At 65.1% G+C, this 21,478-nt stretch carries 22 protein-coding genes, 1 other RNA gene and 1 pseudogene; 10 read left to right on the top strand and 14 right to left on the bottom strand.

Annotated features, from left to right (window positions below; all coding sequences use genetic code 11):
• The first annotated feature begins 40 nt into the window (after positions 1–40).
• Positions 41–1,618, top strand: coding sequence for a flavin-containing monooxygenase (locus tag JGU71_RS23445; protein WP_199706905.1), 1,578 nt, complete (start codon positions 41–43; stop codon positions 1,616–1,618).
• Here JGU71_RS23445 and JGU71_RS23440 read toward each other — a convergent pair.
• Positions 1,577–2,089, bottom strand: a complete 513-nt coding sequence (locus JGU71_RS23440; RefSeq protein ID WP_199706904.1) for a winged helix-turn-helix transcriptional regulator — start codon at positions 2,087–2,089, stop codon at positions 1,577–1,579. The two genes, JGU71_RS23445 and JGU71_RS23440, sit on opposite strands and share 42 nt — an antisense overlap.
• 101 nt (positions 2,090–2,190) lie before the next feature.
• Here JGU71_RS23440 and JGU71_RS23435 point away from each other — a divergent pair, with 101 nt between their 5' ends.
• A complete protein-coding gene (locus JGU71_RS23435) occupies positions 2,191–3,564 on the top strand; it encodes an MFS transporter (protein WP_199706903.1) in 1,374 nt (457 codons plus the stop codon).
• Here the strand turns inward: JGU71_RS23435 and JGU71_RS23430 are convergent.
• Positions 3,522–4,163, bottom strand: coding sequence for a nucleoside/nucleotide kinase family protein (locus JGU71_RS23430; protein WP_199706902.1), 642 nt, complete (start codon positions 4,161–4,163; stop codon positions 3,522–3,524). The genes JGU71_RS23435 and JGU71_RS23430 overlap by 43 nt on opposite strands.
• Positions 4,164–4,301: 138 nt before the next feature.
• Here JGU71_RS23430 and JGU71_RS23425 point away from each other — a divergent pair, with 138 nt between their 5' ends.
• Positions 4,302–5,840: a multicopper oxidase family protein gene (locus tag JGU71_RS23425; RefSeq protein WP_199706901.1), complete on the top strand. Its 1,539-nt coding sequence runs from the start codon at positions 4,302–4,304 to the stop codon at positions 5,838–5,840.
• Here JGU71_RS23425 and JGU71_RS23420 read toward each other — a convergent pair.
• The 4 genes from JGU71_RS23420 to JGU71_RS23405 are packed head-to-tail and all read right to left on the bottom strand — an operon-like array spanning position 5,837 to position 8,651.
• Positions 5,837–6,469: a response regulator transcription factor gene (locus tag JGU71_RS23420; protein WP_199706900.1), complete on the bottom strand. Its 633-nt coding sequence runs from the start codon at positions 6,467–6,469 to the stop codon at positions 5,837–5,839. The two genes, JGU71_RS23425 and JGU71_RS23420, sit on opposite strands and share 4 nt — an antisense overlap.
• Positions 6,466–7,578 carry a sensor histidine kinase gene (locus JGU71_RS23415; protein WP_307829809.1) on the bottom strand — a complete coding sequence of 371 codons (1,113 nt, stop codon included), beginning with the start codon at positions 7,576–7,578 and terminating at the stop codon, positions 6,466–6,468. Before JGU71_RS23415 ends, JGU71_RS23420 begins: the two co-directional genes overlap by 4 nt.
• Positions 7,579–7,592: 14 nt before the next feature.
• Entirely contained in the window at positions 7,593–8,111 is a 519-nt protein-coding gene (locus JGU71_RS23410; protein ID WP_199706898.1) for a gamma carbonic anhydrase family protein, read from the bottom strand.
• A gap of 33 nt (positions 8,112–8,144) precedes the next feature.
• Complete coding sequence (locus JGU71_RS23405) at positions 8,145–8,651, bottom strand: Lrp/AsnC family transcriptional regulator (protein WP_199706897.1); 507 nt, start codon at positions 8,649–8,651, stop codon at positions 8,145–8,147.
• Positions 8,652–8,773: 122 nt separating this feature from the next.
• Here JGU71_RS23405 and ald point away from each other — a divergent pair, with 122 nt between their 5' ends.
• The gene (gene ald / locus JGU71_RS23400; RefSeq protein ID WP_199706896.1) at positions 8,774–9,850 is read left to right on the top strand and encodes an alanine dehydrogenase; all 1,077 of its coding nucleotides are present in this window, start codon (positions 8,774–8,776) and stop codon (positions 9,848–9,850) included.
• Between the two features lie 38 nt (positions 9,851–9,888).
• The gene (locus tag JGU71_RS23395) at positions 9,889–10,806 is read left to right on the top strand and encodes a cobalamin biosynthesis protein (RefSeq protein WP_199706895.1); all 918 of its coding nucleotides are present in this window, start codon (positions 9,889–9,891) and stop codon (positions 10,804–10,806) included.
• Here the strand turns inward: JGU71_RS23395 and JGU71_RS23390 are convergent.
• From JGU71_RS23390 to JGU71_RS23370, 5 genes and pseudogenes are all read right to left on the bottom strand, one after another.
• Positions 10,803–12,212, bottom strand: a complete 1,410-nt coding sequence (locus JGU71_RS23390) for an MFS transporter (RefSeq protein ID WP_199706894.1) — start codon at positions 12,210–12,212, stop codon at positions 10,803–10,805. The two genes, JGU71_RS23395 and JGU71_RS23390, sit on opposite strands and share 4 nt — an antisense overlap.
• A 49-nt stretch (positions 12,213–12,261) precedes the next feature.
• Positions 12,262–12,732 carry a redox-sensitive transcriptional activator SoxR gene (gene soxR, locus JGU71_RS23385; RefSeq protein WP_199706893.1) on the bottom strand — a complete coding sequence of 157 codons (471 nt, stop codon included), beginning with the start codon at positions 12,730–12,732 and terminating at the stop codon, positions 12,262–12,264.
• Complete coding sequence (locus JGU71_RS23380; RefSeq protein WP_199706892.1) at positions 12,716–13,576, bottom strand: SURF1 family cytochrome oxidase biogenesis protein; 861 nt, start codon at positions 13,574–13,576, stop codon at positions 12,716–12,718. Before JGU71_RS23380 ends, soxR begins: the two co-directional genes overlap by 17 nt.
• Entirely contained in the window at positions 13,576–14,040 is a 465-nt protein-coding gene (locus JGU71_RS23375) for a low molecular weight protein-tyrosine-phosphatase (protein ID WP_199706959.1), read from the bottom strand. Before JGU71_RS23375 ends, JGU71_RS23380 begins: the two co-directional genes overlap by 1 nt.
• A gap of 36 nt (positions 14,041–14,076) precedes the next feature.
• A pseudogene (locus tag JGU71_RS23370) lies at positions 14,077–14,745 on the bottom strand (HAD-IA family hydrolase); the annotation flags it as partial.
• A gap of 44 nt (positions 14,746–14,789) precedes the next feature.
• On the opposite strand from JGU71_RS23370, the gene cobC reads away from it, so the two are divergent.
• The 4 genes from cobC (at position 14,790) to JGU71_RS23350 (ending at position 18,913) form a co-directional block, all read left to right on the top strand.
• Positions 14,790–15,851: an Rv2231c family histidinol phosphate aminotransferase CobC gene (cobC, locus tag JGU71_RS23365; RefSeq protein WP_199706891.1), complete on the top strand. Its 1,062-nt coding sequence runs from the start codon at positions 14,790–14,792 to the stop codon at positions 15,849–15,851.
• Positions 15,848–16,975, top strand: a complete 1,128-nt coding sequence (locus JGU71_RS23360; RefSeq protein WP_199706890.1) for a Nif3-like dinuclear metal center hexameric protein — start codon at positions 15,848–15,850, stop codon at positions 16,973–16,975. The genes cobC and JGU71_RS23360 overlap by 4 nt, the downstream gene beginning before the upstream one ends.
• 109 nt (positions 16,976–17,084) lie before the next feature.
• Positions 17,085–17,822, top strand: coding sequence for a zinc ribbon domain-containing protein (locus JGU71_RS23355; protein WP_199706889.1), 738 nt, complete (start codon positions 17,085–17,087; stop codon positions 17,820–17,822).
• A complete protein-coding gene (locus JGU71_RS23350) occupies positions 17,819–18,913 on the top strand; it encodes a bifunctional RNase H/acid phosphatase (RefSeq protein WP_372433219.1) in 1,095 nt (364 codons plus the stop codon). The genes JGU71_RS23355 and JGU71_RS23350 overlap by 4 nt, the downstream gene beginning before the upstream one ends.
• Before the next feature lie 14 nt (positions 18,914–18,927).
• Here the strand turns inward: JGU71_RS23350 and JGU71_RS23345 are convergent, their stop codons facing one another.
• The 3 genes from JGU71_RS23345 to JGU71_RS23335 all read right to left on the bottom strand — a co-directional run bounded on the left by JGU71_RS23345 (position 18,928) and on the right by JGU71_RS23335 (position 20,997).
• Positions 18,928–19,344, bottom strand: a complete 417-nt coding sequence (locus JGU71_RS23345; RefSeq protein WP_233529938.1) for a TrmH family RNA methyltransferase — start codon at positions 19,342–19,344, stop codon at positions 18,928–18,930.
• A 221-nt stretch (positions 19,345–19,565) separates the two neighbouring features.
• On the bottom strand, positions 19,566–20,093 hold the full coding sequence (locus JGU71_RS23340) for a DUF1697 domain-containing protein (RefSeq protein WP_199706887.1): 528 nt from the start codon (positions 20,091–20,093) through the stop codon (positions 19,566–19,568).
• Positions 20,094–20,103: 10 nt separating this feature from the next.
• Positions 20,104–20,997, bottom strand: coding sequence for an alpha/beta hydrolase (locus JGU71_RS23335; protein ID WP_199706886.1), 894 nt, complete (start codon positions 20,995–20,997; stop codon positions 20,104–20,106).
• 37 nt (positions 20,998–21,034) lie between these two features.
• Here JGU71_RS23335 and rnpB point away from each other — a divergent pair.
• Positions 21,035–21,448: RNase P RNA component class A (gene rnpB, locus JGU71_RS23330), an RNA gene on the top strand.
• Positions 21,449–21,478 lie beyond the last annotated feature (30 nt).

Below are 21,478 nucleotides of genomic sequence, written 5' to 3'. Positions count from 1 at the left end.
GCCCTCGACATTTACGGACTGGTGTGTCAGTCTTGCAAACATGTCCATCACTCGACCCACCGCTACGTCCACGACCCCGCAGCACGAGGTTGTCGTCATCGGCGGTGGCGTCGGGGGCTTGGGTGCGGGAATCGCGCTGAAGAAGGCGGGACTCGACGACTTCGTGATCATCGAGCGTTCCGACGACATCGGCGGCACCTGGTACAACAACCACTATCCGGATGTCGCAGTCGACGTCCCGGGTATCGCCTACCAGTTCTCGTTCGAGAAGAACCCGAACTGGTCTCGCACGTTCCCCAAGGGCGCCGAGGTCAAGGCGTATCTCGATCACTGCGCCGACAAATACAAGATCCGCCCGCATCTGCGGCTGTCGACCGAGGTTATGTCGCGCACCTGGGACGAGGAGAACCATCTCTGGCGGCTGGAGACGGACACCGGTGACGTCGTCACAGCCCGCTACATCATCTCGGCGCTCGGAGCCTTCGTCGAGCCGAGGGTTCCGGACATCAAGGGCCTGGAGTCGTTCCAGGGCAAAGTAATTCAGACCCAACACTGGGATCACAACTTCGATCTGACCGGCAAGCGGGTGGCGGCGATCGGGACCGGCGCGACGTCGGTGCAGATGATTCCGCAGGTTGCCCGTGCCGCAGGTCATCTCGATGTGTACCAACGCCGAGCAGTCTGGGTATTCGCCAAGCCGGACTTCAAGATTCCACGCGTCGCGCAGGCGGCGCTGAAGTACGTGCCTGGGTTGCAGACGGGTGTGCGTGGTGTGGTTGCCGGATTCGTCGAAGTCGGGCTCGTCGCAATCACGGTGTACGGCAAGCAGGTTGCGCCGATCTCCAAGATCCCGGCCTGGGCGACGCAGGCGTTCCTGTTCACGCAGGTACGCGATCGCACGCTTCGGCGAAAGCTCACCCCCGAGTACGGGTTCGGCTGCAAGCGGCCGAGCGTGTCGAACATCTACTACAAGACTTTCACCCGTGACGACGTCGAACTGGTGACCGACGGCATCGCCGAGATCACACCGACCGGGATCAGGGACGTCAACGGCGTCCACCGTGACGCCGACGTGCTCGTTCTCGCAACGGGTTTCGAAATGGCGCAGAGTCCGCGAGTGTTCCGAATGCGACCGGTCAAGGGACGCAACGGTTTCGATCTCGCGGACTTCTACGAGAACGAGCGCGCGAAGGCCTACGAGGGTGTTTCCATGCCCGAGCTACCGAACACGTTTATGATCTTCGGCCCGTACGCGTGGAGTGGCAGCTCCTGGCATGTGATGGTGGAGAACGTATCTCGCCATGCAGTCCGCGTGATCACCGAGGCGCGTCGACGCGGCGCGACTGCTGTGTCGGTCACGCCGGAAGCCAACGACCGGTTCTACGACTTCATCAGGCCACGCTCGTCGGAGACGATGATGCACGGGCGAGCCTGCGCGAACGCAAACTCCTACTACATCGATCATCACGGCGACTTCTCGTTCCTTCGCCCCACCACGGCGTATCAGGCGACCAAAGCCAGCAAGACGTTTCCCCTCGACGACTACGTCTACGAACACCTCGTTCGGTCGCGCCCGCTACAGCCGGAGCGGCTCGAGGAGGGGGCGGGCACGCCGTAGCGCCACCGAGACCCGGTCGGTGCGGATCGATGTGTTCGCTCCCGGGCCTGGTCGCATTTCCAGTTCGGCGGGACGCGGAGCCGTACCGCACACCGGGCAATGGCCCGTTGCGTCTAGAGCGCTCCCGCATTCGGTGTGTGCAAAGACCCGCCGCGGACCGTTCGGCGACCGCAGTTGCTCGCCCCACTTCATCAGAGCGAACATGGCAGGCCACAGCGCGAGCGCGTCGTCGGTGAGGGTGTACTCCCCATGTCGCTCGGGCGAGCGGGCCAGCAATCCGTTGTCGACGAGGTCGGACAACCGTTGCGTCAGCACCGCTTTGGAGATGTCCAGGTGGTCCTGAAAGTCGGTGAACCTGCGCACCCCGAAGAAGCAGTCGCGAAGGATGAGCATCGTCCACCGCTCGCCGATCAGCTCGAGCGCTCGCGCGAGCGAGCAGTCCTGCCGCGCGTAGTCGGTACCGAGTGCCATAACGTCATGATACAGCCATGGTCTGTTCACCGAACCAATCTGCTACATTCACTACGAATGGTTCGTTCAACAGACTGCGATTCAGGCGAGGTTCTCCTTTCATGAAAGCACCACATGCGCTCACGGCTGCCGGTCTGGGGACCCTGCTCACCCTGATCTCCTTCACAGCGCCACTGGCAACCGTCAACAGCACAGCGGCCGGACTCGGCGCCGACACCGCAGGCAAAACCTGGATCCTCAGCTCGATGAGCATCGGCCTCGGTGCGGTACTGCTCTCGACCGGAACGATCTCCGACGACTACGGTCGGCGGCGGACCTTCCAGATCGGCCTGATCACACTCGCAGTCGCGTCGGTCGTCTGCGCGCTCGCCCCGAACACGCTCGTGTTCGTACTTGCCCGTGTCCTTCAGGGTGTCGGTGGCGCCGCGGTCATCGCATCGAGCCTCGCCATCATTGCGCACGCCTACCCGGCGGGGCCGTCGCGCGCTGCCGCCAGCGGTGTGTGGGGTGCCAGCGTCGGGGCAGGCATCGCGATCGGACCACTCCTGTCTGCCGGGCTCGACAGGGCGCTGAGCTGGCGTGATGTGTACTGGTTCCTGTTTGCGGCCGCGCTGATCGTCGCTGTTGCCTCGCAATACCTCGTCGAAGAATCCAGGACGGAGACGACCCGGAAACTCGACCTCTATGGGACCGTGCTGCTGGCAGCGGGCATGAGCGCATTGCTCGCGGCCCTTGTCGAAGGCCGCCAAGGTTGGGTGTCGGCCGATGTGATCGGCCTCGCCGTCGGCGCCGTCGTGTTGCTGACCGCTTTCGTCGTCGTCGAGTATCGAAGTGACTCTGCGATGTTGGACCCGGCACTGTTCCAGCGAAAGCCGTTCGTCGGTGCTACGACAGCAGCGCTGGCCACCGGTGCGGGAATCATCGCGTCGATGTCCTACCTGCCGGGGTTCGTCGTTGTAGCCCTCGATATCTCGGCATTGCACGCGGCATTCCTGCTGCTGCTGTGGTCGGGCACCAGCGTCGCGACCGCGCTGCTTGCGCGCCGCATCCCGCCGACCGTCACCGGCCAGGTACAGCTCGCGATCGGACTGCTCGGCGTCGGTGTCGGCCAGTTGATGTTGTTCGGGATCGACGATTCGTCCACGTGGACGCGATTCGTCCCCGGTCTGTTGGTCGCCGGCGTCGCGAGCGGCGTGCTCAACGCTGCGCTCGGGCGCGAAGCCGTTGCCAGTGTTCCCGCCGGACGGGGCGGGATGGGCAGTGGCGCGAACAACACCGCCCGCTACGTCGGGTCGGCAGTCGGCGTCACCGTCGTCGCGGTCATCGCGTCCCGATCAGGTTTCGACGGCTGGAACCACGCGGCGCTCGTGACGGCGACGATCTCGGTGCTCGGCGCGGCAGTTGTCTTCCTGCTGCAGCGGGCCAGAGTCGATCAGGACGAGTCTGCAAGCGTGACAACAACATCCGCGCGGTAGCGGGTCTTTTCGATCAGTTCGGCATTCTGCTCGTCGACATCGCGGACCCATTCGGCCGCCTCCGATGCAGTCCGACCGTGTGCCTCGTGCCGCGCGACAAGCCGCTGGCGACGAGTTCCGCCGGGCAGCTCGAGGAACCACACCTGATCCATCGCTGCCCGTGCCCGAGGCCAGCTGCCGGAGTCCGTGAGCAGGTAGTTGCCCTCGGTCAGGATCAACCTGGCGTCGGCCGGAATCGGAATCGCAGCATTGATCGATTCCTCGAGACTGCGATCGAACAGTGGGGCGTAGACGACGCCGTCGTCTGTTCGTAGTCGCTCGAGGAGTGCCGCATACCCCGCCGCATCGAACGTATCCGGCGCGCCCTTCCGCGACGCGCGCCCGAGTCTGCGCAGCTCGCTGTTCGCGAGGTGGAAGCCGTCCATCCCGACCACGGCGGTATCGGAGCCGAGCGCAGCTCTCAGCGCCTCGCACAGCGTCGACTTACCCGCTCCCGGTGCGCCGGTGATGCCGAGGATCGTGCGTTGGCTCGGCATGACGAGCGTCTTCGCTCGAGTGATCAGCTCGTCGACGCTCGCGTGGACGACCTCGGGGCTCATGGGATGGGCCTAACACGGCCTTGCCGTCTCCGCAAGGTCCGTGGGGAGGAGATTCGGTGGCCGAAGTCCGGCCGCGGGGTGGAGTTGCCCGGATTCGCTCTCGCGAAGACTGAAATCCGACACCCAACGAGGAGAATGATGAACACCCTGTCTCGACGTACGTTCCTACGCGGGCTGGCTGCCGCGCCTATCGTCGCGGCCGCGGGATGTGCTCTCGGGCAAGGCAGTTCGACGCCCAAGGAAACGGGAATGCGGCCACTGCCGCTGCCGCCGCTTGCCGAGTCCGTGGTCGACGCATCCGGGGTGCGACAGTTCGCTCTTGTTGCGGCACCAGGCAACTCGAGCATGCTTGCCGGAAAGACCACCGCAACATGGGGATACAACGGCAGCCAACTCGGTCCGACGATCCGGGCACGACGCGGCGAGCAGGTGGCATTCACCATCCAGAACGCGTTGCCCGAACCGACGTCGGTGCACTGGCACGGCATGCACGTTCCTGCCGAATTCGACGGCGGTCCACATCAGACGATCGAAGCAGGCGCGACCTGGAAACCGACCTGGACCGTGAAGCAACCCGCGGCGACCCTCTGGTATCACCCACATCCGCACGGCTCGACCGAGAAACACGTCTACCGGGGCCTGGCCGGAATGTTCATCGTCGACGACGACGAGTCCGACGCTCTCGGCCTACCCAACTCGTATGGCGTCGACGACTTTCCGGTGATCGTCGCCGACCGACGGTTCACCTCCGACGGCGAACTCGACGACACCGACCCGACCGACGTCGGCCTGCTCGGCGACACGATCGTCACCAACGGTATTGCCGGCGCCTATCTTTCGGTGTCGACGGAACTCGTGCGGTTGCGACTGCTCAACGGCTCGTCGGGGCGGCTGTACAACTTCGGATTCGCCGACGATCGTGACTTCGACGTCATTGCCAGCGACGGCGGTCTACTCACGGAGCCGTTCGCCGCCAAGCGGATTCAGCTCAGTCCGGGGGAGCGGATCGAGATCGTCGTCGCGGTGCAGTCGGGGGAGACGACCATGTTGCGGTCGTATCCGATCGACCGTTTCGGCGGCGTCGAACAATCCGACGCAGCGGCATACGGGCTGACAGACAGCTTCGACATTCTGGAGTTGCGTTCGGCGGCACGGCTCGTAGGATCTCTGCCTCTGCCTGCGACGCTCGCAACGATCGATGCGCCGAACAGTGCTGCTGCGGTTGTGAATCGAGAGTTCGTTCTGCAGTGGTTCATGATCAACGGCGTCCGGATGGACATGAACCGCATCGACTTCACTCCGACCGTCGACACCACCGAAGTGTGGACCGTCCACAACAAGGACAACTGGCCGCACAACTTTCACGTCCACGACACTCAGTTCCAGATCCTCGATATCGACGGCTCGCCACCACCGCCCGCGCTGGCCGGGTGGAAGGACACCGTCTATACGCCACCGGGACAACGGATTCGGCTTGCGCTGCGCTTCAGCGAATACACCGACCCCACCTTCCCGTACATGTATCACTGCCATCTGCTGCTGCACGAGGACAAAGGCATGATGGGCCAGTTCCTGGTTCTCGCACCGGGGCAGAAGGCGGAGCCCATGACGATGGACATGCCGATGGATATGCCGATGGATATGGACATGCCCGGGATGTCTGGCATGCACCATTAGCGACGTAGTGAGAAGACCGCCAGTCGAACGCGGTTGTTGCAGCCCGACTTCTCCATCAGGTTGGAGACATGCGTCTTCACAGTGGTGACGCCGAGGTGCAAACGGTCGGAGATCTCCTGGTTACTCAGTCCTTCGCCGACGAGGGCAAGAACCTCGGATTCGCGAGCAGTGAAGGTGATGTCGGTGCCACCCCGGTCGTCATCGGCCGTCGCAGTCAGCGCCCGACCCACCAGGCGGTGCAACAGGGCGGGGGAGAAGTGCATATCGCCGTCGACGACCCGTCTGATCGCGTCCAGCAGATCGGCAGGCGCGGTGTCCTTCAAGAGAAACCCCGCTGCGCCGGCGCCAAGAGCGGGGTAGAGGTGATCGTCGTCGTCGAACGTTGTGAGTACCAGTACTTTCGAATCCGAGTGCGAGGCCGCTATCTGCCTCGTCGCTTCCACACCGTCCAAGCCGGGCATCCGCAAATCCATCAGTACGACGTCGGGTGCGAGTTCTGCCACAAGTCGGATGGCATCGATGCCGTTGGCACCTTCGCCAACTACCTCGATGTCGTCGGTGGACTCGCACAGCATCCGAAGCCCTGCCCGAACCAAACGTTGATCGTCGACGATCACAAGCCTGATCACGGCGCCGCCTCCTGAGGTAGCCAGCCGACAACTTCCCAACCATCGCTCGTCGGTCCGACCCTAAGCTCGCCACCGGCAAGTTCGACACGCTCCGACATCCCGACGACTCCGTGCCCCGGCGTCGTCGACTGCGTTGGTGCCGTTGTCGACACGATCCTCAGGGTGGTCTTCAAGCCCTCACGTCCGATCGATACCTGGGCACGTGATCCCGGTGGCGCATGCTTCATCACATTGGTCAGCGCCTCCTGCACGACACGGACGAGCGTCAGTCTGCCGATGGCGTCGAGTGCGCCTATGTCGGCACCGAATTCCTCGGTGACGACGAAGCCCGCTGCACGCGTTCGTTCGATCGCCGCGCGAATCTCGACAGCCACCGAATCCGGATCGACAAGGGTGACGGTGCTGAGGTCGGGGTCCCGCAGCGCGACAAGTAGCCGCCGGATATCGGTCAACGCCCCGGACGCTGTGCGGTGGACGTCGTCGAGAACAGCGACGACCCGCGGATCGGCACCACCGAGAACGTGTTCTGCGACGCCGATCCGCAGGACGATCGACGCCATGTGATGTGCCACCAGATCGTGCAGTTCGCGGGCGAGCGCTGCCCGTTCCGCACTGCGCGTACGGGATTCGGCATCGGCAGCCAGCGCGCGATAGGTCGCGGCAAGGACGCGTTGCGAGCGGAGATACAGACCGAGCAGCAGCGGGATGGCAACAACCGCAACCGTGGTGATCGCGGTCGCAGCGCGCCAGAAGCTGTCGTGGTTGTCGAGCCAGACGCCGACCAGCACCGCCGCCGTCCACGCGACCGCCGCAGCGGCGACGACGAGGTGGCGGGCACTTCGCATCGCCACCTCGGCAAGGGCGACGGCGCCGAGGTAGGGCACCAATTCGGCGATGCTCCACACCTGCTCGGCGAACATCGGAACGGCCAAGGCCGACAACACGATCGAGACGGCGAAAGGCCAGCGGTCCCCGACGGCGAATACCGCGGCTGCCGCCATGGCAAGCAGCCAATAGCTCAGCGGCACCCGGTATTCGCCGGGGAAGGTGCTCGCCAACAGCGTCGGAGGCACCAAGAGCAACGGCGCGAAGCGCACATACGGTGCCACGCGACGTTGCATCGTCATCGGATTTCGCGGCCGCCCTCGTGGATCGACTTGTTGTGCAGGTACACAGCAGCGTTGAGCTTGATGTGATTACCCTCGGCTTCGCTCAGTTCGCGACGCACCTTGGCGGGCAGGCCGGCGACGAGGGAGCCGGGCGGGATGTCGGCGCCTTCAGGCACAAGCGCGTTCGCGCCGATCAAGGTGCCGGCACCGATTTTCGCACCGTTGAGGATGGTGGCCCCCATGCCGACAAGGACGTCGTCGCCGATCGTGCAGCCGTGCAGGATCGCGTTGTGCCCGACCGATACACCGGATCCGACGACAAGCGGAAAGCCTGGATCGGAGTGCAGCGCGCAGCCGTCCTGAATGTTGGTCTTCGCGCCGATGGTGATCGTTTCGAGGTCGGCACGGACCACGGCGCCGTACCAGATGCTGACCTCGGCATCGAGGCGGACCTTGCCGATCACGGTCGCGTTAGGTGCGATCCAGGCGGTGTCGTCGACATCCGGCGCGTCGTCGCCGAGTTGTATTTTCATGGCATCAGGTTTGCACACCTTCTCGCAGACGCCTCATGGCCGGGGTCGCAGGTGTTCGAAGATGAGGGTGGTCTCGGTTCCTGCGACCTCCGGATCCGCGCCGAGGTGTTCGATGACGAAGTCGCGCAGCGAATGTGCGTCGAGCACAGCAATGTGCAGCAGGTAGTCGTTCGCGCCCGCGATGAAGTAGATGTCGACGACCTCCTGCAGCTTCGCGATGCGGCGGGTGAAGGCCTCGTGCTTGCGTGCGTGCGCCTGCAGGCGGACCGAGATCAACGCCTCCAGTCCGCGGCCGAGTGCACGCGGGTCGATGTCGGCGTGAAAGCCGCGGATCACTCCGCGTTCGATCAGCGAGCGCACCCGCCCGAGAGCAGTCGACGGCGCGATGCCCGCCAGTGCCGCAAGTGCGTTGTTGGGCATCCGCGCATCGCGCCGCAGCGCGTCGACGAGGATCTGGTCCACGTCGTCGAGGGCCGCCGGTCGAAGATCGTTCGGTGAGACCGCGCTGCGGGGGGCCGTAGGTGAATATTCAGGCGACATTTCGACAGTCTACAGAATCATATACAGCACTATTCCAATTACTCCGAATGTTCTTCACACTTGTATTCGACGGCGACGAGTTCTCGTTCACCCCACAAGGTCACGAACCCAAGGAGTTAAAAATGAAGGTCGGAGTACCCCGCGAAGTCAAGGATCACGAGTACCGCGTAGCCCTGACACCGGCTGGGGCACACGAACTCGTCGAACACGGCCACGACGTCGTGATCGAAGCAGGCGCAGGTGTCGGATCGGGATTCGACGACGCAGCCTACGAGGCTGTCGGCGCCCATATCGAGTCCGACGTCGAGCGCGTCTGGGCCGAGGCCGAACTGCTGCTCAAGGTCAAAGAGCCGATCGCGGAGGAGTATTCGCGTCTGCGCCGCGACCAGGTGCTGTTCACCTACCTGCACCTCGCTGCTTCGCAGGCATGCACCGACGCGATCCTGCAGTCCGGCACAACGGCCATCGCCTACGAGATGGTGCAGGCCGCCGACGGTTCGCTGCCGTTGCTTGCACCCATGAGTGAGGTCGCCGGCCGACTCTCCGTGCAGGCCGGTGCGTACCACCTCATGAAGGCGGGCGGCGGCGCCGGCGTCCTCATCGGTGGCGTCCCCGGTGTTCGTCCCGCAAGTGTCGTTGTCATCGGCGCAGGTGTCGCAGGCACGAACGCCGCGACGATCGCCGTCGGCATGGGCGCGCAGGTCACGATGCTCGACCTGAACATCGCTCGGTTGCGGGCGGTCGACGCACTGTTCGACGGTCGCGTCACAACTGTCGTCTCCAACAAGTTCGAATTGGAGCGCGCGGTGCGCGAGGCCGACCTCGTGATCGGCGCAGTGCTGGTACCCGGCGCGAAGGCACCCAAGCTCGTCTCCAACGAACTCGTCGCACAGATGAAGCCCGGCTCGGTACTCGTCGACGTCGCCATCGATCAGGGCGGTTGCTTCGAAGCATCGCGGCCGACCACACACAGCGACCCGACCTACCGCGTCGCCGACTCGGTCTTCTACTGCGTGGCGAACATGCCCGGCGCCGTGCCCAACACGTCGACCTACGCGCTCACCAACGCAACGTTGCCGTACGTCGTCGCACTCGCCGACCGCGGCTGGCGCAAGGCGTGTGCCAACGATCCGGCGCTGGCACACGGCCTGTCGGCACACGACGGTCGCCTGCTCGGGGATGCGGTCGTCGCGGCCTGACGCACGGGATTATCGAAGGGGACCGTAACCTCGGCTGCATGAACAAGGGAACCGCCGCGGCCATCGGGCTTGCACTCGGCTACGGCGCCGATCGCAGGTTCGGTGACCCGCGGCGGTTTCATCCCGTCGCGGGTTTCGGCACTGCGGCAACAGCATTGGAACCCCGCGTCTACCGTGACGCCAGGGCTGCCGGAATCGTGTACACCGGGGCGCTCGTCGGTTCGGCGGTCGCCGTGGGAATCGTTTTACGGCGCGGTGGCATTGCGGCGGTTGCAATCTCGACCTGGGCCGTCCTCGGCGGTACATCGCTGGTGCGAGTTGGCAATGCGATGGCAGATGCCTTGGAGGCCGACGATCTCGGCCGAGCGCGAGAGTTGCTGCCGTCGCTGTGCGGTCGCGATCCCGAGGTGCTCGACTCGGCGGGTCTCGCGCGGGCCGCGCTCGAGTCGATCGCCGAAAACACCTCCGACGCAACGGTTGCGCCGATCTTCTGGGGCGCTGTCGCCGGGGCGCCAGGCTTGCTCGGCTACCGGGCGGTGAACACCCTCGACGCGATGGTCGGTTACCGCAACGAGCGCTATCGGCAGTTCGGTTGGGCAAGTGCGAGACTCGACGATGTCGCGAACTGGATCCCGGCTCGGCTTGCCGGGTTGTTGACCGTCGTCTCCGCGCCTCTTGTCGGCGGATCACCTGCGGCCGTTGTTCAAGCTTGGCGAGCGGGCGCCGGCGCACATCCGAGTCCGAATGCCGGCGTCGTCGAAGCGTCTACGGCCGGCGCGCTCGGCGTCACCCTCGGCGGTCCGACGCGGTACCGACACGGACTCGAACTGCGTCCCATGCTCGGCTCCGGACCGGCGCCGACCGCGGCCGACCTGCGGCGCGCGGTGCGCTTGTCTGCGATCGTCCAATTCGGTTCCGTCGCTGTTGCATTCGGCGTGCGCGCGCTGCGGCGTTAGGCCTTGATTCGGCCAGCTGCAGCCCTGCTCGCCGGGACAATTCCCGCGATGGTCAGTATCGCGAAGGCGAACAGCAGCAGATGCGCCGAACGGACAGCGGTGTCTCCGAGGTTCACCAGCACTCCGGCAAGTGCGGCGCTGAACGCGCTGGCGATGATGAAGACCGTGTTGATGCCCGACGCGGCCTTCGCGCCCTCCTCCTCGGTGCCACCACTGCCGAGTGCGCTGACCGTGAGATGCGGGAATGCGGTGCCGATTCCGCTCCCTGCCACGAACAACGCCACGAACCAACCGACGATCAGCCAGGTGCCGGGGTCGGCAACCGTCAAGGCGCCATAGGTCGCCAAGCCAACGGCAAGCACCAGTGGCCCCGCAACGGTCAACAGTCGTACGGTGCGAGCCTTGGTCGCCGTCGCGCTGGCGACCTGCGTCAGGGACCAGCCGAACGATATTGCGGCGCCGAGGAATCCGGCCGTCAACGGCGCGAGGTGGCCGATCTCCTGGCCGAAGTACGGGATGAAGGCCTCTGTTCCGATCCCGAACGCGAGGACCCCGACCGTGAGGTAGACCCACGGCAACGGTGATCCGCGGTCGAACGCAACAGCAGGCAGTACCGAACCCCGTGCGTGTCGATCGTGGCGTAGGAACCACACGCCCAACCCGATCCCGACGAGGACGGCAGCGACCGTAGCAACGCCGCGCGGCACGATGCCCGCAACGCTCACCGCACCGACGGCCGCGGTCAACAGCACGAGCGATCCGAACGGGACCGGTGCCGTCGATCGTGCTGTCGTTGTGCGCGGGATGACTCGTACCGTCATGAAAATCAATACGGCACAGGCGATCACAAGGGCGACGAAGGCGCCGCGCCAGGCGTCGAACTGTGCGAACAACCCGCCGGCGAGAGGCCCGACCACGTTGCCGACGCCCCACATGGCCGATACCAACGCCGCGCCACGCGCCCACAGACGTTCCGGCAGTGCACGTTGCAGCAGCGCGTAGCCGAGCCCTGCAAGCAATCCGCCACCGAGACCTTGAACGGCTCGCCCGACGAGCAGCACGAAGATGTTCGGGCTCACCGCGCAGATCAACGAACCCGCCGCGAACAAACCGAATGCGAGGACGTACGAGGTCACCGAACCACGCTGGGTCAGAACACGACTGACGAGCATCGCGGACATGATCGAGGCGACGAGGAAGGCCGTCATCGTCCACGCGTAGTACGCTTCGCCGCCGATGTCGGCGACGATCGTCGGCAGCAGACTGGTGGTGATGTAGACGTTGCTTGCTTCGAGCAGGACGCCGCCTGCGAGCACTGCCGCCACGGGCGCGTAGCGGCCCGTAACGAGTTCGCGCCAGGTTCCGGCTGGTGGGGCCACGGAGGCATCGGACGTTGTTCTTGTCATGGAATCGAACGTAAAGCCTCGAGTGGACTCGAGGTCAAGGGCTTGTCGATCATTCGACTCTGCGCGCGCCGGGACCCTCGCGAGAGAGTTCGTCGTCCGGGTTGAGCAGCCTGCAGGCTTTCATCGAAAGACAACCACATCCGATGCAGCCGGTCAGTTCGTGCTCCAACGCTTCGAGAATACGTCTGCGCTCCTGCAACGTTCGCTTCCATGCCTTCGAAATACGTTGCCACTCAGCACGAGTCGGCATCCGGTCCATCGGTAGCGGGGCCAGCAGGCCTGCGACCGTCGCAAGTGGAATGCCGAGCCGTTTCGCGATCACGATGAGGCTGATCCGGCGAATCATGTGCCGTCGATACCGGCGTTGATTGGTCGGCGTTCGGGTGGACGAGATCAGACCGAGGGTCTCGTAGTAGTGCAGCGCCGACACGGCGACGCCGGTTCGCCGAGCGACTTCGCCGACCGCGAGTAGGTCGTCCGGCTCCGGTTCGGGGAGTTCCCGCTCAGCGACGGTTGCCATACCGATCGGCAAGCTTCGTCTCTTTGGCGGTCGGGGCGGGGCCAAGGTTGGGCTGTACAGCTGGTTCGGTCATCGGCGACTGCGCCGGTTTGTCGGCGCGGGCTTCCTTGTCCTTGCGGCGCTCCCGAAGTTCCGCCCGCGCGAAATAGGCCAGACCGAGCGGCGCCATGATGCCGAACGCCAACCACTGCAAGCCGTAGGAAAGGTACGGTCCGGCGTCGAGTTGGGGGAGCGGTACCGGCTCGAAGCCGCCGGGTTGAGCATCGTCGAGTTGGACGTAGCCCTCGGCAAGAGGGAACCCGACGAATGCGGACACCTGCGGCGGGTTTATCGAATAGACCTGGCGATAACCGTCCGTCGTCAGTGGGCTCTTGCTCGGATCCGTACCTTCGGAAAGGCGAATCCGGCCGTCCAAGGTCACGGGTCCTGTCGGCGCCGCCGCGACCGGCGGTGCTTTCGTCCCCTCGACCGCGTCGACGTAACCACGATCGACGATGACCGCTGTGCCGTCGCTCAACCGGACCGCGGTGAGCACTTCGTAGGACGGCGTGCCGCCGTTGGATCGCAGCCGCACAAGCACGTCGCTGCCGGGGACGTACTCACCGGTGACGACGACGCGTCGCCATTCGTCCTCTTTGCGGGGCAGCCCTGCGCCGAGGAACTCCTCGACGGCAACCGGATCGGAGTCGAGCGAATCCTCGATGAGGCTGTTGCGCTCCTCGGTGCTGGTGTTCTTGCCGAGCTGCCACGGTGCGAGCACGTTGAAGCACAGGTAGGCGAATGCAGCGACCAGTAGCGCCAGGATGATCCAGCCCGGGCGGAGCAGAAATTTCAGACGACGCACTAGTCCACGGTAGCGGCCAACTCGCGCCGAACCCATTCCAGTAGGCCAGGCACAGCCGCTTCGATCTGGCGGTGGACCAATTCGTAGTCGGAGACGTCGCCGTAGTACGGGTCGGGAACGTCGGGTCCGTCCGCGTCCGGATCGAAACTACGCAGCAGCCGCCGCCGTTCGGTAGGCACTCCGAGCTGGGCCAACGCGCGATCGTGGCCGGTATCGAGTGCGATAACCAGATCAGCGCCGAGATGATCGTCGCCGATTGTCGCCGCTGCGTGCTCAGTGCTGTATCCGTGGCGCCGGAGTATCGCAACGGTCCGCTCCTGTGCGGGATTGCCGACATGCCAGCTTCCCGTACCTGCGCTGCTCAGGCGGACGCGGTCGGCGAACCCGGCCTTCGCCAGATGGCCTTCCAAGATCTTCTCCGCCATGGGCGAGCGGCAGATGTTTCCGGTGCAGACGAACGTGATGTGCAGGCGGTCGGACGGGTCGGACGGCTGGAAGTGGCGCGCCAGGTCCGCGACAGTGGATGCGATCCACGCTGCGTCGTCCGATTCGCCGGGCTGCCCGTAACCCCAGCCGGCGTAGATCGTCGGAATACCCCAGCGCTGCGCACCGTGGACGTCGTGATCACGATCGCCGACCATGACGACGTCGGGAGTCCCGGCTGCGTCGGGTTCGATCCCGAGGTGTCGCAACGTGTGCGCGATGACGTCCGCTTTGCCACGCCGGGTGCCGTCGTCGCTCGCTCCGCCGATGAATTCGAAGTACTCGGCCAGCCCGAAATGTTCGAGAATTCTGGTCGCAAGCCGCTGCGCCTTCGACGTCGCGACGCCGAGCCGGACGCCACCGGCAACGAGCTTCCTCAGGATGGGTTCGATGCCGTCGAACACGGCGTTGTCCGCCCAGCCGCCGCCGGTGTCGTAACTCTCGAAGTACGCCGCAATAGCGCGGGCCGTGGTCTCTTCGTCGAAACCGAGCCGGCGAAACGTGTCTGCCATCGGCGGACCGACCACATCGGCGACCAATTCCGGCGGCGGTTCGCCAGCGCCGACCGTCGCAAGTGCATGACGGAAACCAGCCACGATCCCGGCAGCGGAATCGGTGAGCGTTCCGTCGAGGTCGAACAGGACAACTGACGTCGGCAGGACTGGGGTCGATTCTGAGGGAGTCACACTCCCATTCTCGCCGACGGCGACGATCCGTAAGCTCGTCGGTTGTGGACCATGCGGTGACCGACGACGCCGAGTTGCGGGCACGACTGCGTCATCATGGTGACGTCGACGCCGAGGTCGGCCTGCTCGACTTCGCTGTCAACGTCCAGGGAGCCGCGCCACCGACGTGGTTGCAGGAGCGTCTCGTCCGGCAACTTGCGACATTGGGCCGGTACCCCAGTGTCGCCGAGGATCTGTTCGCTCGCACGTCGGTAGCTGATCGGCACGGACGCACTCCGGACGAGGTGTTGTTGCTTGCCGGTGGGGCAGAGGGGTTTTCGTTGCTGCCGCGGCTCGGGTCGACGCTCGCGGCCGTCGTCCACCCGTCTTTCACCGAACCCGAGCTCGCCCTTCGCGAGGCCGGAGTACCTGTCGCACAGGTGATCCTGCCGCCGCCGTACCGGCTCGACCCGGCGGCCGTACCGGAGGCAGCCGACCTCGTCGTGCTCGGCAATCCAACCAATCCGACGTCGGTCCTGCACGATCGCGCGTCGATCCTTGCGCTGCGTCGTCCCGGGCGAATCGTCGTGGTCGACGAGGCGTTCGCCGATGCGGTTCCCGGCGAGCCGGAGTCTCTCGCAGGTGCGTCGTATCCGGACGTTCTTGTGCTGCGCAGCCTGACCAAGACCTGGGCGCTCGCGGGTTTGCGGTGCGGCTATCTGCTCGGGTCGCCGGAATTGTTGGCACGCTTGCGAATCGGTCGACCGCATTGGCCGCTCGGAACGTTGCAGCTGGCGGCGATCGCGGCGTGCAACGAGAAGGCTGCCGTTGGCGAAGCAGCGGTGCTGGCAGAGCGGATCAGCGCTGATCGGGCGATACTCGTCGGTCTGCTCGACCGAGCGGGCTTCGAGGTGTCGCTGCCCGCAGCGGGGCCGTTCCTGCTGATCCGGGTTCCGGACGGAGACAGAGTGCGAAAAAGTTTACGAGACAACGGTATTGCGGTCCGACGGTGCGACACTTTTCCCGGCCTCGGTCCCGACCACATCAGGGTCGCGGTGCGCGGAGCCGACGATTCACGCAGGCTGTGCGAGGCGCTGAGCGTTGCGACATCGAAGGAGTGGTCATGACGGTCGAACTCTCGAAAATCATTGCCGCACTCGACGATGCGTATCCGCCGCGCCTCGCCGAGAACTGGGATTCGGTCGGGCTCGTCTGTGGGGACCCCGCCGACTCGGTCGAGCGGGTGGTGCTCGCCGTCGATGCAACCGACGCGGTAGTGGACGAGGCGCTCGCGGCGGGCGCGCAGCTACTCGTCGTGCACCATCCGCTCCTGCTCCGTGGTGTGGACACCGTCGGCGCCCACACGCCGAAGGGTGCGGTGATTCACAAGCTCATCAGGGGCGGTTGCGCACTGTTCACCGCGCATACCAACGCGGATTCGGCCGATCCCGGGGTGTCCGACGCGCTTGCCGCCGCACTCGGGTTGACCGTCACCGGTGTCATCGAGCCGATCTCGGCTCGCACGCTCGACAAATGGGTCGTGATGGTGCCCCGCGCCGACGCCGAGCGCGTGCAGGACGCACTGTTCGCAGCGGGTGGGGGACGGATCGGCAACTACAGCGAGTGCAGCTGGCAGACCGTAGGGATCGGGCAGTTCCGGCCGGGTGCAGCGGCGAATCCCGTGCTCGGCAGCGTCGGCACCGTGGAGAAGGTCGAGGAAACCCGCCTCGAGCTGGTAGCCGAACGGCCCCTGCGAGGTGCTGTGCTCGATGCGCTGCTGGCGAGCCACCCCTACGAGGAAGTTGCCTTCGACGTACTCGAACACGCCTCGCTGCCGTCGCGGCAGGGGCTCGGCCGGATCGGTCGGTTGGCCGAACCGGAGTCGTTGCGCGAATTCACCTCACGTGTGCGAGCGGCGTTGCCGCAAACGGTGTGGGGCGTTCGCGGTGCCGGCGACCCGGACGCGATGGTCGAGACAGTTGCGGTCTGCGGGGGAGCTGGTGATTCGTTCCTCGGCGCTGTTGCCGGGCTCGGCGTCGATGTGTACGTCACGTCCGATCTGCGGCATCACCCGATCGACGAGCACCTGCGGGCAGGAGGGCCGGCCGTCGTCGACGTCGCCCACTGGGCGAGCGAGTTTCCGTGGTGCACACAAGCCCAGAGTGTTCTCGACACCGCCTTCGGTGCGGAGGGCTTGACGACCATTGTCTCGCAACTGCGGACCGACCCGTGGACGATCGGCGGCACGTGACACCTCGGTTGCTCGGGCTCGGAGTACGGTTGTGGGTCGGCAGCGTCACCCGCGCCTGCTCGATGCCGGAGATGATCGACCCATTGATCGACCCAGGAGTCCTCACAGCGTGAATGTCGAACCTCGAATCCAGAACGAACTGCTCGACCTCGCCAAGATCGACGCAGAGCTGACAAGGATCGCGCATCGGCGCAAGACCCTCCCTGAACAGTTGGAGGTCGACCGGCTCGAGACCGAACGGCTCGCGCGTAAAGACGCCGCGGTCGCCGTGCAGATCGCGATGGACGACCTCGACCGTGACATCAAGAAGTTGGAGGGTGAGGTCGACGCTGTCCGCAGGCGCGAGGAGAAGGACAGGCAGATGCTGGCGAGCGGCACCGTCGCAGCCAAGCAACTCTCCGAGCTGCAGCACGAACTCGGCAGCCTGGAACGCCGGCAGTCGATACTCGAAGACGACCTGCTCGAGGTTATGGAACGACGCGAGGCGTCCGAGGCCGATTACCAGCACGCCGGTGCGCAGCTGAGCAGAATCGAAGACGAGCTCATCGACCAGCGACGCAGGAGAGACGACGCCGTCGCCGACCTCGATGCCAGCGAAAAGCGTTGCACCGCAGACAGGTCGGCGATCATCGAGCACTTCCCGGCCGAGTTGATCGAGATCTACGAACGTCAGCGTGCCCGCCATGGCGCCGGTGCCGCCCTTTTGCAAGCGCGTCGCTGTGGCGCTTGCCGGATCGAAATCGATCGTGGCGAGATCGCGCGTATCGCGAAGACGGAGCCCGAGGAAATCGTTCGATGCAGCGAATGCGGGGCAATCCTCATCCGTACCAAGGAATCCGGACTGTGACCGGTCGTGTCATCGTCGAGGCAGACGGTGGGTCACGCGGCAATCCAGGACCCGCCGGGTTCGGCGCTGTCGTGCTCGCCCCCGACAAGACGACCGTGCTGGCCGAGCGGTTCGAGGCCATCGGAATCGCTACCAACAATGTGGCCGAATACCGTGGTCTGCTAGCAGGTTTGGCGGCCGCGGCCGAGATCGGCGCCGACGAGGTCGACGTCCGAATGGACTCGAAGTTGGTCGTCGAGCAGATGTCGGGACGCTGGCAGGTCAAGCATCCCGACATGATCGACCTTGCCGAGCAAGCTCGTCGGCTGGCGAATCGTTTTGCGCGAGTGACCTATACCTGGATTCCGCGCGCGCAGAACGCCCATGCCGACCGGCTTGCCAACCGGGCGATGGATGCTGCCGAAGACGGGCCACTCGACGACACCGCACCTGTGCCTGCCGCGAACACCGCACCCGGCTGGACCGGCGCCCTCGGTGAGCCGACCCGCCTGCTGCTGGTCCGCCACGGTCAGACCGAGTTGTCCGTCGACCGGCGTTATTCCGGCCGTGGCAATCCGGCGCTGACCGAACTCGGCCGCAGCCAAGCAGAACGCGCAGCAAAGCGTGTTGCGGGCAAAGGGTTCGATGTCGCTGCCGTCCTTTCGTCGCCGTTGGATCGGGCGCTGGCAACCGCGTCCGCCGTCGGTGTCGGGCTCGGTATCGACCCCACGGTCGTCGACGGACTCACCGAGACCGATTTCGGCGACTGGGAAGGCTTGACATTCTCCGAGGCAGCCGAACGTGATCCGGAGCTGCACCGCCGGTGGCTCACCGACACATCGGTCCACCCGCCGATGGGCGAAAGTTTCGAGGAGGTGCGGGGTCGCATCGAAACCGTTCGCGACCACCTCGTCACCGAGTACCCCGGCCGGACCGTCGTCGTTGTCAGTCATGTGACGCCGATCAAGACACTGCTGCAGATTGCGCTCGGCGTCGGATCGTCGCTGCTGTATCGACTCCACCTCGACCTCGCGTCGCTCAGCATCGTCGAGTTCTACCCGGACGGCGGCGCATCCGTTCGTCTGGTCAACGACACGGCGCATCTCGACTAGCGGGCGCGAAAGGGCTACAGCAAACCCGCAGCCTTGTAGGCGACGAGGGAACCGGCGACCGCGACATTGAGGCTGTTGCCTGATCCGAGCATCGGAATTTCCACAGCGACGTCGACATGTTCGAGCGCGGCCGCGGGGATGCCATCACGTTCGTTGCCGAGCAGGATGACCGTCCGACGCCGCGCAGCGGGTAGGTCGGCAAGCCGGATCGACTCGTCGGTGAGCTCGACGCCGACTATATGCGCGCCGCTGTTGTGTTGTCCTGCAAGCCATTTGATGGCGCTTCCCTGAAACCAATGCACACACGCCGGGCGATGCAACGTATTGCCTCTTTCGAGTGCCTCGGGCACCCATGGCAACCGCGGGACCGCCAGACAGGCACCGACCGCGTCGCAGGTCCGCAGCAACGTGCCCAAATTGACGCCGTGCATAGGCCACAGCGGCGCAAGAATCAGATGATTCCAGCAACCGTGACGACGGGGGCGTCGGTGCTGCCGGATCTCACCGCGGGTTCGTATCCGCGGGGCGTTCACAGTTCGGCGGGAGCGTCCGTCCCAGAGTTGAGGTGTCGTTCGACAAGAAAATGTGTCATAAGTGAGCGGCGTTTTGCGGTACGCCGGAACCATCGACGAAGGTTTCTAACGAGTCGAGTCTAGGCGATGATTTTCTGCAACGTACGCAGGTTTCTGGTCGTCGTCGTCGACTTGTAGCCCTTCTTGCCACTGGCTTTGCCGAAAGCGCTGAGCAGCGTCTGCCCGCGCTCGACCTCCCAATAGACCACGCCGTCGCCTGCAGCCACTCGCTCGACCTCGGGATCGAGCGTGTCAGCAAGGTCGCGCAGTTCGGTGCCGATGTCGGCGTCGGAGGTGAACACGACGTAGGGGTGCCAACCGTCGCGCTCGGGATCGAACGGGTACGACTCGACGATCGATCGCACAGTGTCGGTGTCGTGCAGGACGATCCACGCCTCGTAGCCGAAACGCTCGGTGAGCGCGCCCTCGATGTCTGCTTTCAACGCCGAGCGATCGGAGCGGTCGGTCTCGAATACGACGTTCCCGGACGCGAGAATCGTTTTGACGGCAGTGAAACCGATGTCCTCGAACAGCTTTCGGACGTCAGCCATCTTCATCCTGATGCCACCGACGTTCACGCCCCGCAGCAGCGCTACGTAGCGTGTCACCGATCGCCCTTCACGGTTTCAGGTTCGCGACGAGGAACTCGGTCTGGTCTTTCACCGTCTGCTCGAAGGGCTCGCCGACGTAGATGTCGAAATGCCCAACGGGGTAATGCTTTACGACACCACGCGGAGTGTTCGCCGCGACTTTCGCCGTTCGCCCCGCCGGCGCGACCGTGTCCTTGTCGCAGATCGCGTAGAACACCGGCATCGCGAGCTTCTTGGCTTTGCGTCCAGGCGCGTCGAGGGGTACGTGCAGCGCGATTCTCGCGGCGACCTCTGGTCGGTAGAGCGGACTCTGGGCCGACAGAGCGCCGTAGCCGGCGACGACATCGTGCGCGGACATCAATGCCGCGTCGCCGTGTTCGCCTGCGAGCGCAACCATGACCGGGGGTCGTCCGACAACCGAGCCGACGAGGTCGAGCACCGCGCGAAAACTCAATCGTGCCAGCGTCACAGGTCCGACGGCGAGTGCGGACGCTATGCCGTCCGTAAACGGGCACTGGCTGACTACGGCCGCTATCGTGGGATCGTCGGCTGCGACCGCAAGGACATGCCCGCCGCCGAACGAGCTGCCCCACAACGCGATCCGACTCGGATCGACTCCGGGAACCGTGCGCGCGTAGGCGATTGCGGCGTGCCAGTCGGCGCGCTGTGCCTTGATATCGAGGATCTGGCGGGGCTCACCCGTACTGGCACCGAACCCTCGATAGTCGAATGCGAGCACAAGAAAACCAGCCGCGACGAACCGCTGCGCATACGGGTCGATACCCATCTCGCGGTTGGCGCCGAGTCCGTGGCCCATGACGACGAGCGGCTTGGGCGGGCCGTCGCTGTCGCTGGTCGGGCGATACAGCCAGGCCGCACAGGTGTCGCTACCGGATTGGAAGGTGACCTCGATGCGGTTCATGACACCCGAGCATAACGAGTACCCTCTGGAATGCGGACGAGTTGGCCGGGCGGCCGCGGCGACGGGAACCGGGATCACAATCTGCTGGCCCGTTGTCGAGGAAAGTCCGGACTCCACAGAGCAGGGCGGTTGTTAACGGCAACCCGAGGTAACTCGCGGGACAGTGCCACAGAAAATAGACCGCCGACACGCGAGTGTCGGTGAGGGTGAAACGGTGCGGTAAGAGCGCACCAGCGCCCCGGGTGACCGGGGCGGCTAGGTAAACCCCGCCCGGAGCAAGGTCGAAGGCTGCATTACTCGTGAATGCAGCTGCGCAGGCGTTCGAGGGCTGCTCGCCCGAGCTTGCGGGTTGACTGCTCGAGGTACCCGGCGACGGTGTGCCCAGATGGATGGTCGCCACTCTGTGCTTCGGCGCGGAGGACAGGATCCGGCTTACACGCCAACTCGTCCGCCCTACCTCCGGTTCAAAACCGGTGGTAGG

Source organism: Antrihabitans stalagmiti, from assembly GCF_016482825.1.
In the GTDB taxonomy this organism is placed as follows: Bacteria; Actinomycetota; Actinomycetes; order Mycobacteriales; family Mycobacteriaceae; genus Antrihabitans; species Antrihabitans stalagmiti.
Note: the sequence above shows the minus strand (reverse complement) of the source record. Positions and strands in the feature narration are given on the sequence as shown.

Excerpts from the sequence above, each read along its gene's own strand:
- JGU71_RS23445 (WP_199706905.1), top strand. The coding sequence starts at position 41 with ATGTCCATCACTCGACCCACCGCTACGTCCACGACCCCGCAGCACGAG.
- JGU71_RS23440 (WP_199706904.1), bottom strand. The coding sequence starts at position 2,089 with ATGGCACTCGGTACCGACTACGCGCGGCAGGACTGCTCGCTCGCGCGA.
- JGU71_RS23435 (WP_199706903.1), top strand. The coding sequence starts at position 2,191 with ATGAAAGCACCACATGCGCTCACGGCTGCCGGTCTGGGGACCCTGCTC.
- JGU71_RS23430 (WP_199706902.1), bottom strand. The coding sequence starts at position 4,163 with ATGAGCCCCGAGGTCGTCCACGCGAGCGTCGACGAGCTGATCACTCGA.
- JGU71_RS23425 (WP_199706901.1), top strand. The coding sequence starts at position 4,302 with ATGAACACCCTGTCTCGACGTACGTTCCTACGCGGGCTGGCTGCCGCG.
- JGU71_RS23410 (WP_199706898.1), bottom strand. The coding sequence starts at position 8,111 with ATGAAAATACAACTCGGCGACGACGCGCCGGATGTCGACGACACCGCC.
- JGU71_RS23405 (WP_199706897.1), bottom strand. The coding sequence starts at position 8,651 with ATGTCGCCTGAATATTCACCTACGGCCCCCCGCAGCGCGGTCTCACCG.
- ald (WP_199706896.1), top strand. The coding sequence starts at position 8,774 with ATGAAGGTCGGAGTACCCCGCGAAGTCAAGGATCACGAGTACCGCGTA.
- JGU71_RS23395 (WP_199706895.1), top strand. The coding sequence starts at position 9,889 with ATGAACAAGGGAACCGCCGCGGCCATCGGGCTTGCACTCGGCTACGGC.
- JGU71_RS23390 (WP_199706894.1), bottom strand. The coding sequence starts at position 12,212 with ATGACAAGAACAACGTCCGATGCCTCCGTGGCCCCACCAGCCGGAACC.
- soxR (WP_199706893.1), bottom strand. The coding sequence starts at position 12,732 with ATGGCAACCGTCGCTGAGCGGGAACTCCCCGAACCGGAGCCGGACGAC.
- JGU71_RS23360 (WP_199706890.1), top strand. The coding sequence starts at position 15,848 with ATGACGGTCGAACTCTCGAAAATCATTGCCGCACTCGACGATGCGTAT.
- JGU71_RS23345 (WP_233529938.1), bottom strand. The coding sequence starts at position 19,344 with ATGCACGGCGTCAATTTGGGCACGTTGCTGCGGACCTGCGACGCGGTC.
- JGU71_RS23335 (WP_199706886.1), bottom strand. The coding sequence starts at position 20,997 with ATGAACCGCATCGAGGTCACCTTCCAATCCGGTAGCGACACCTGTGCG.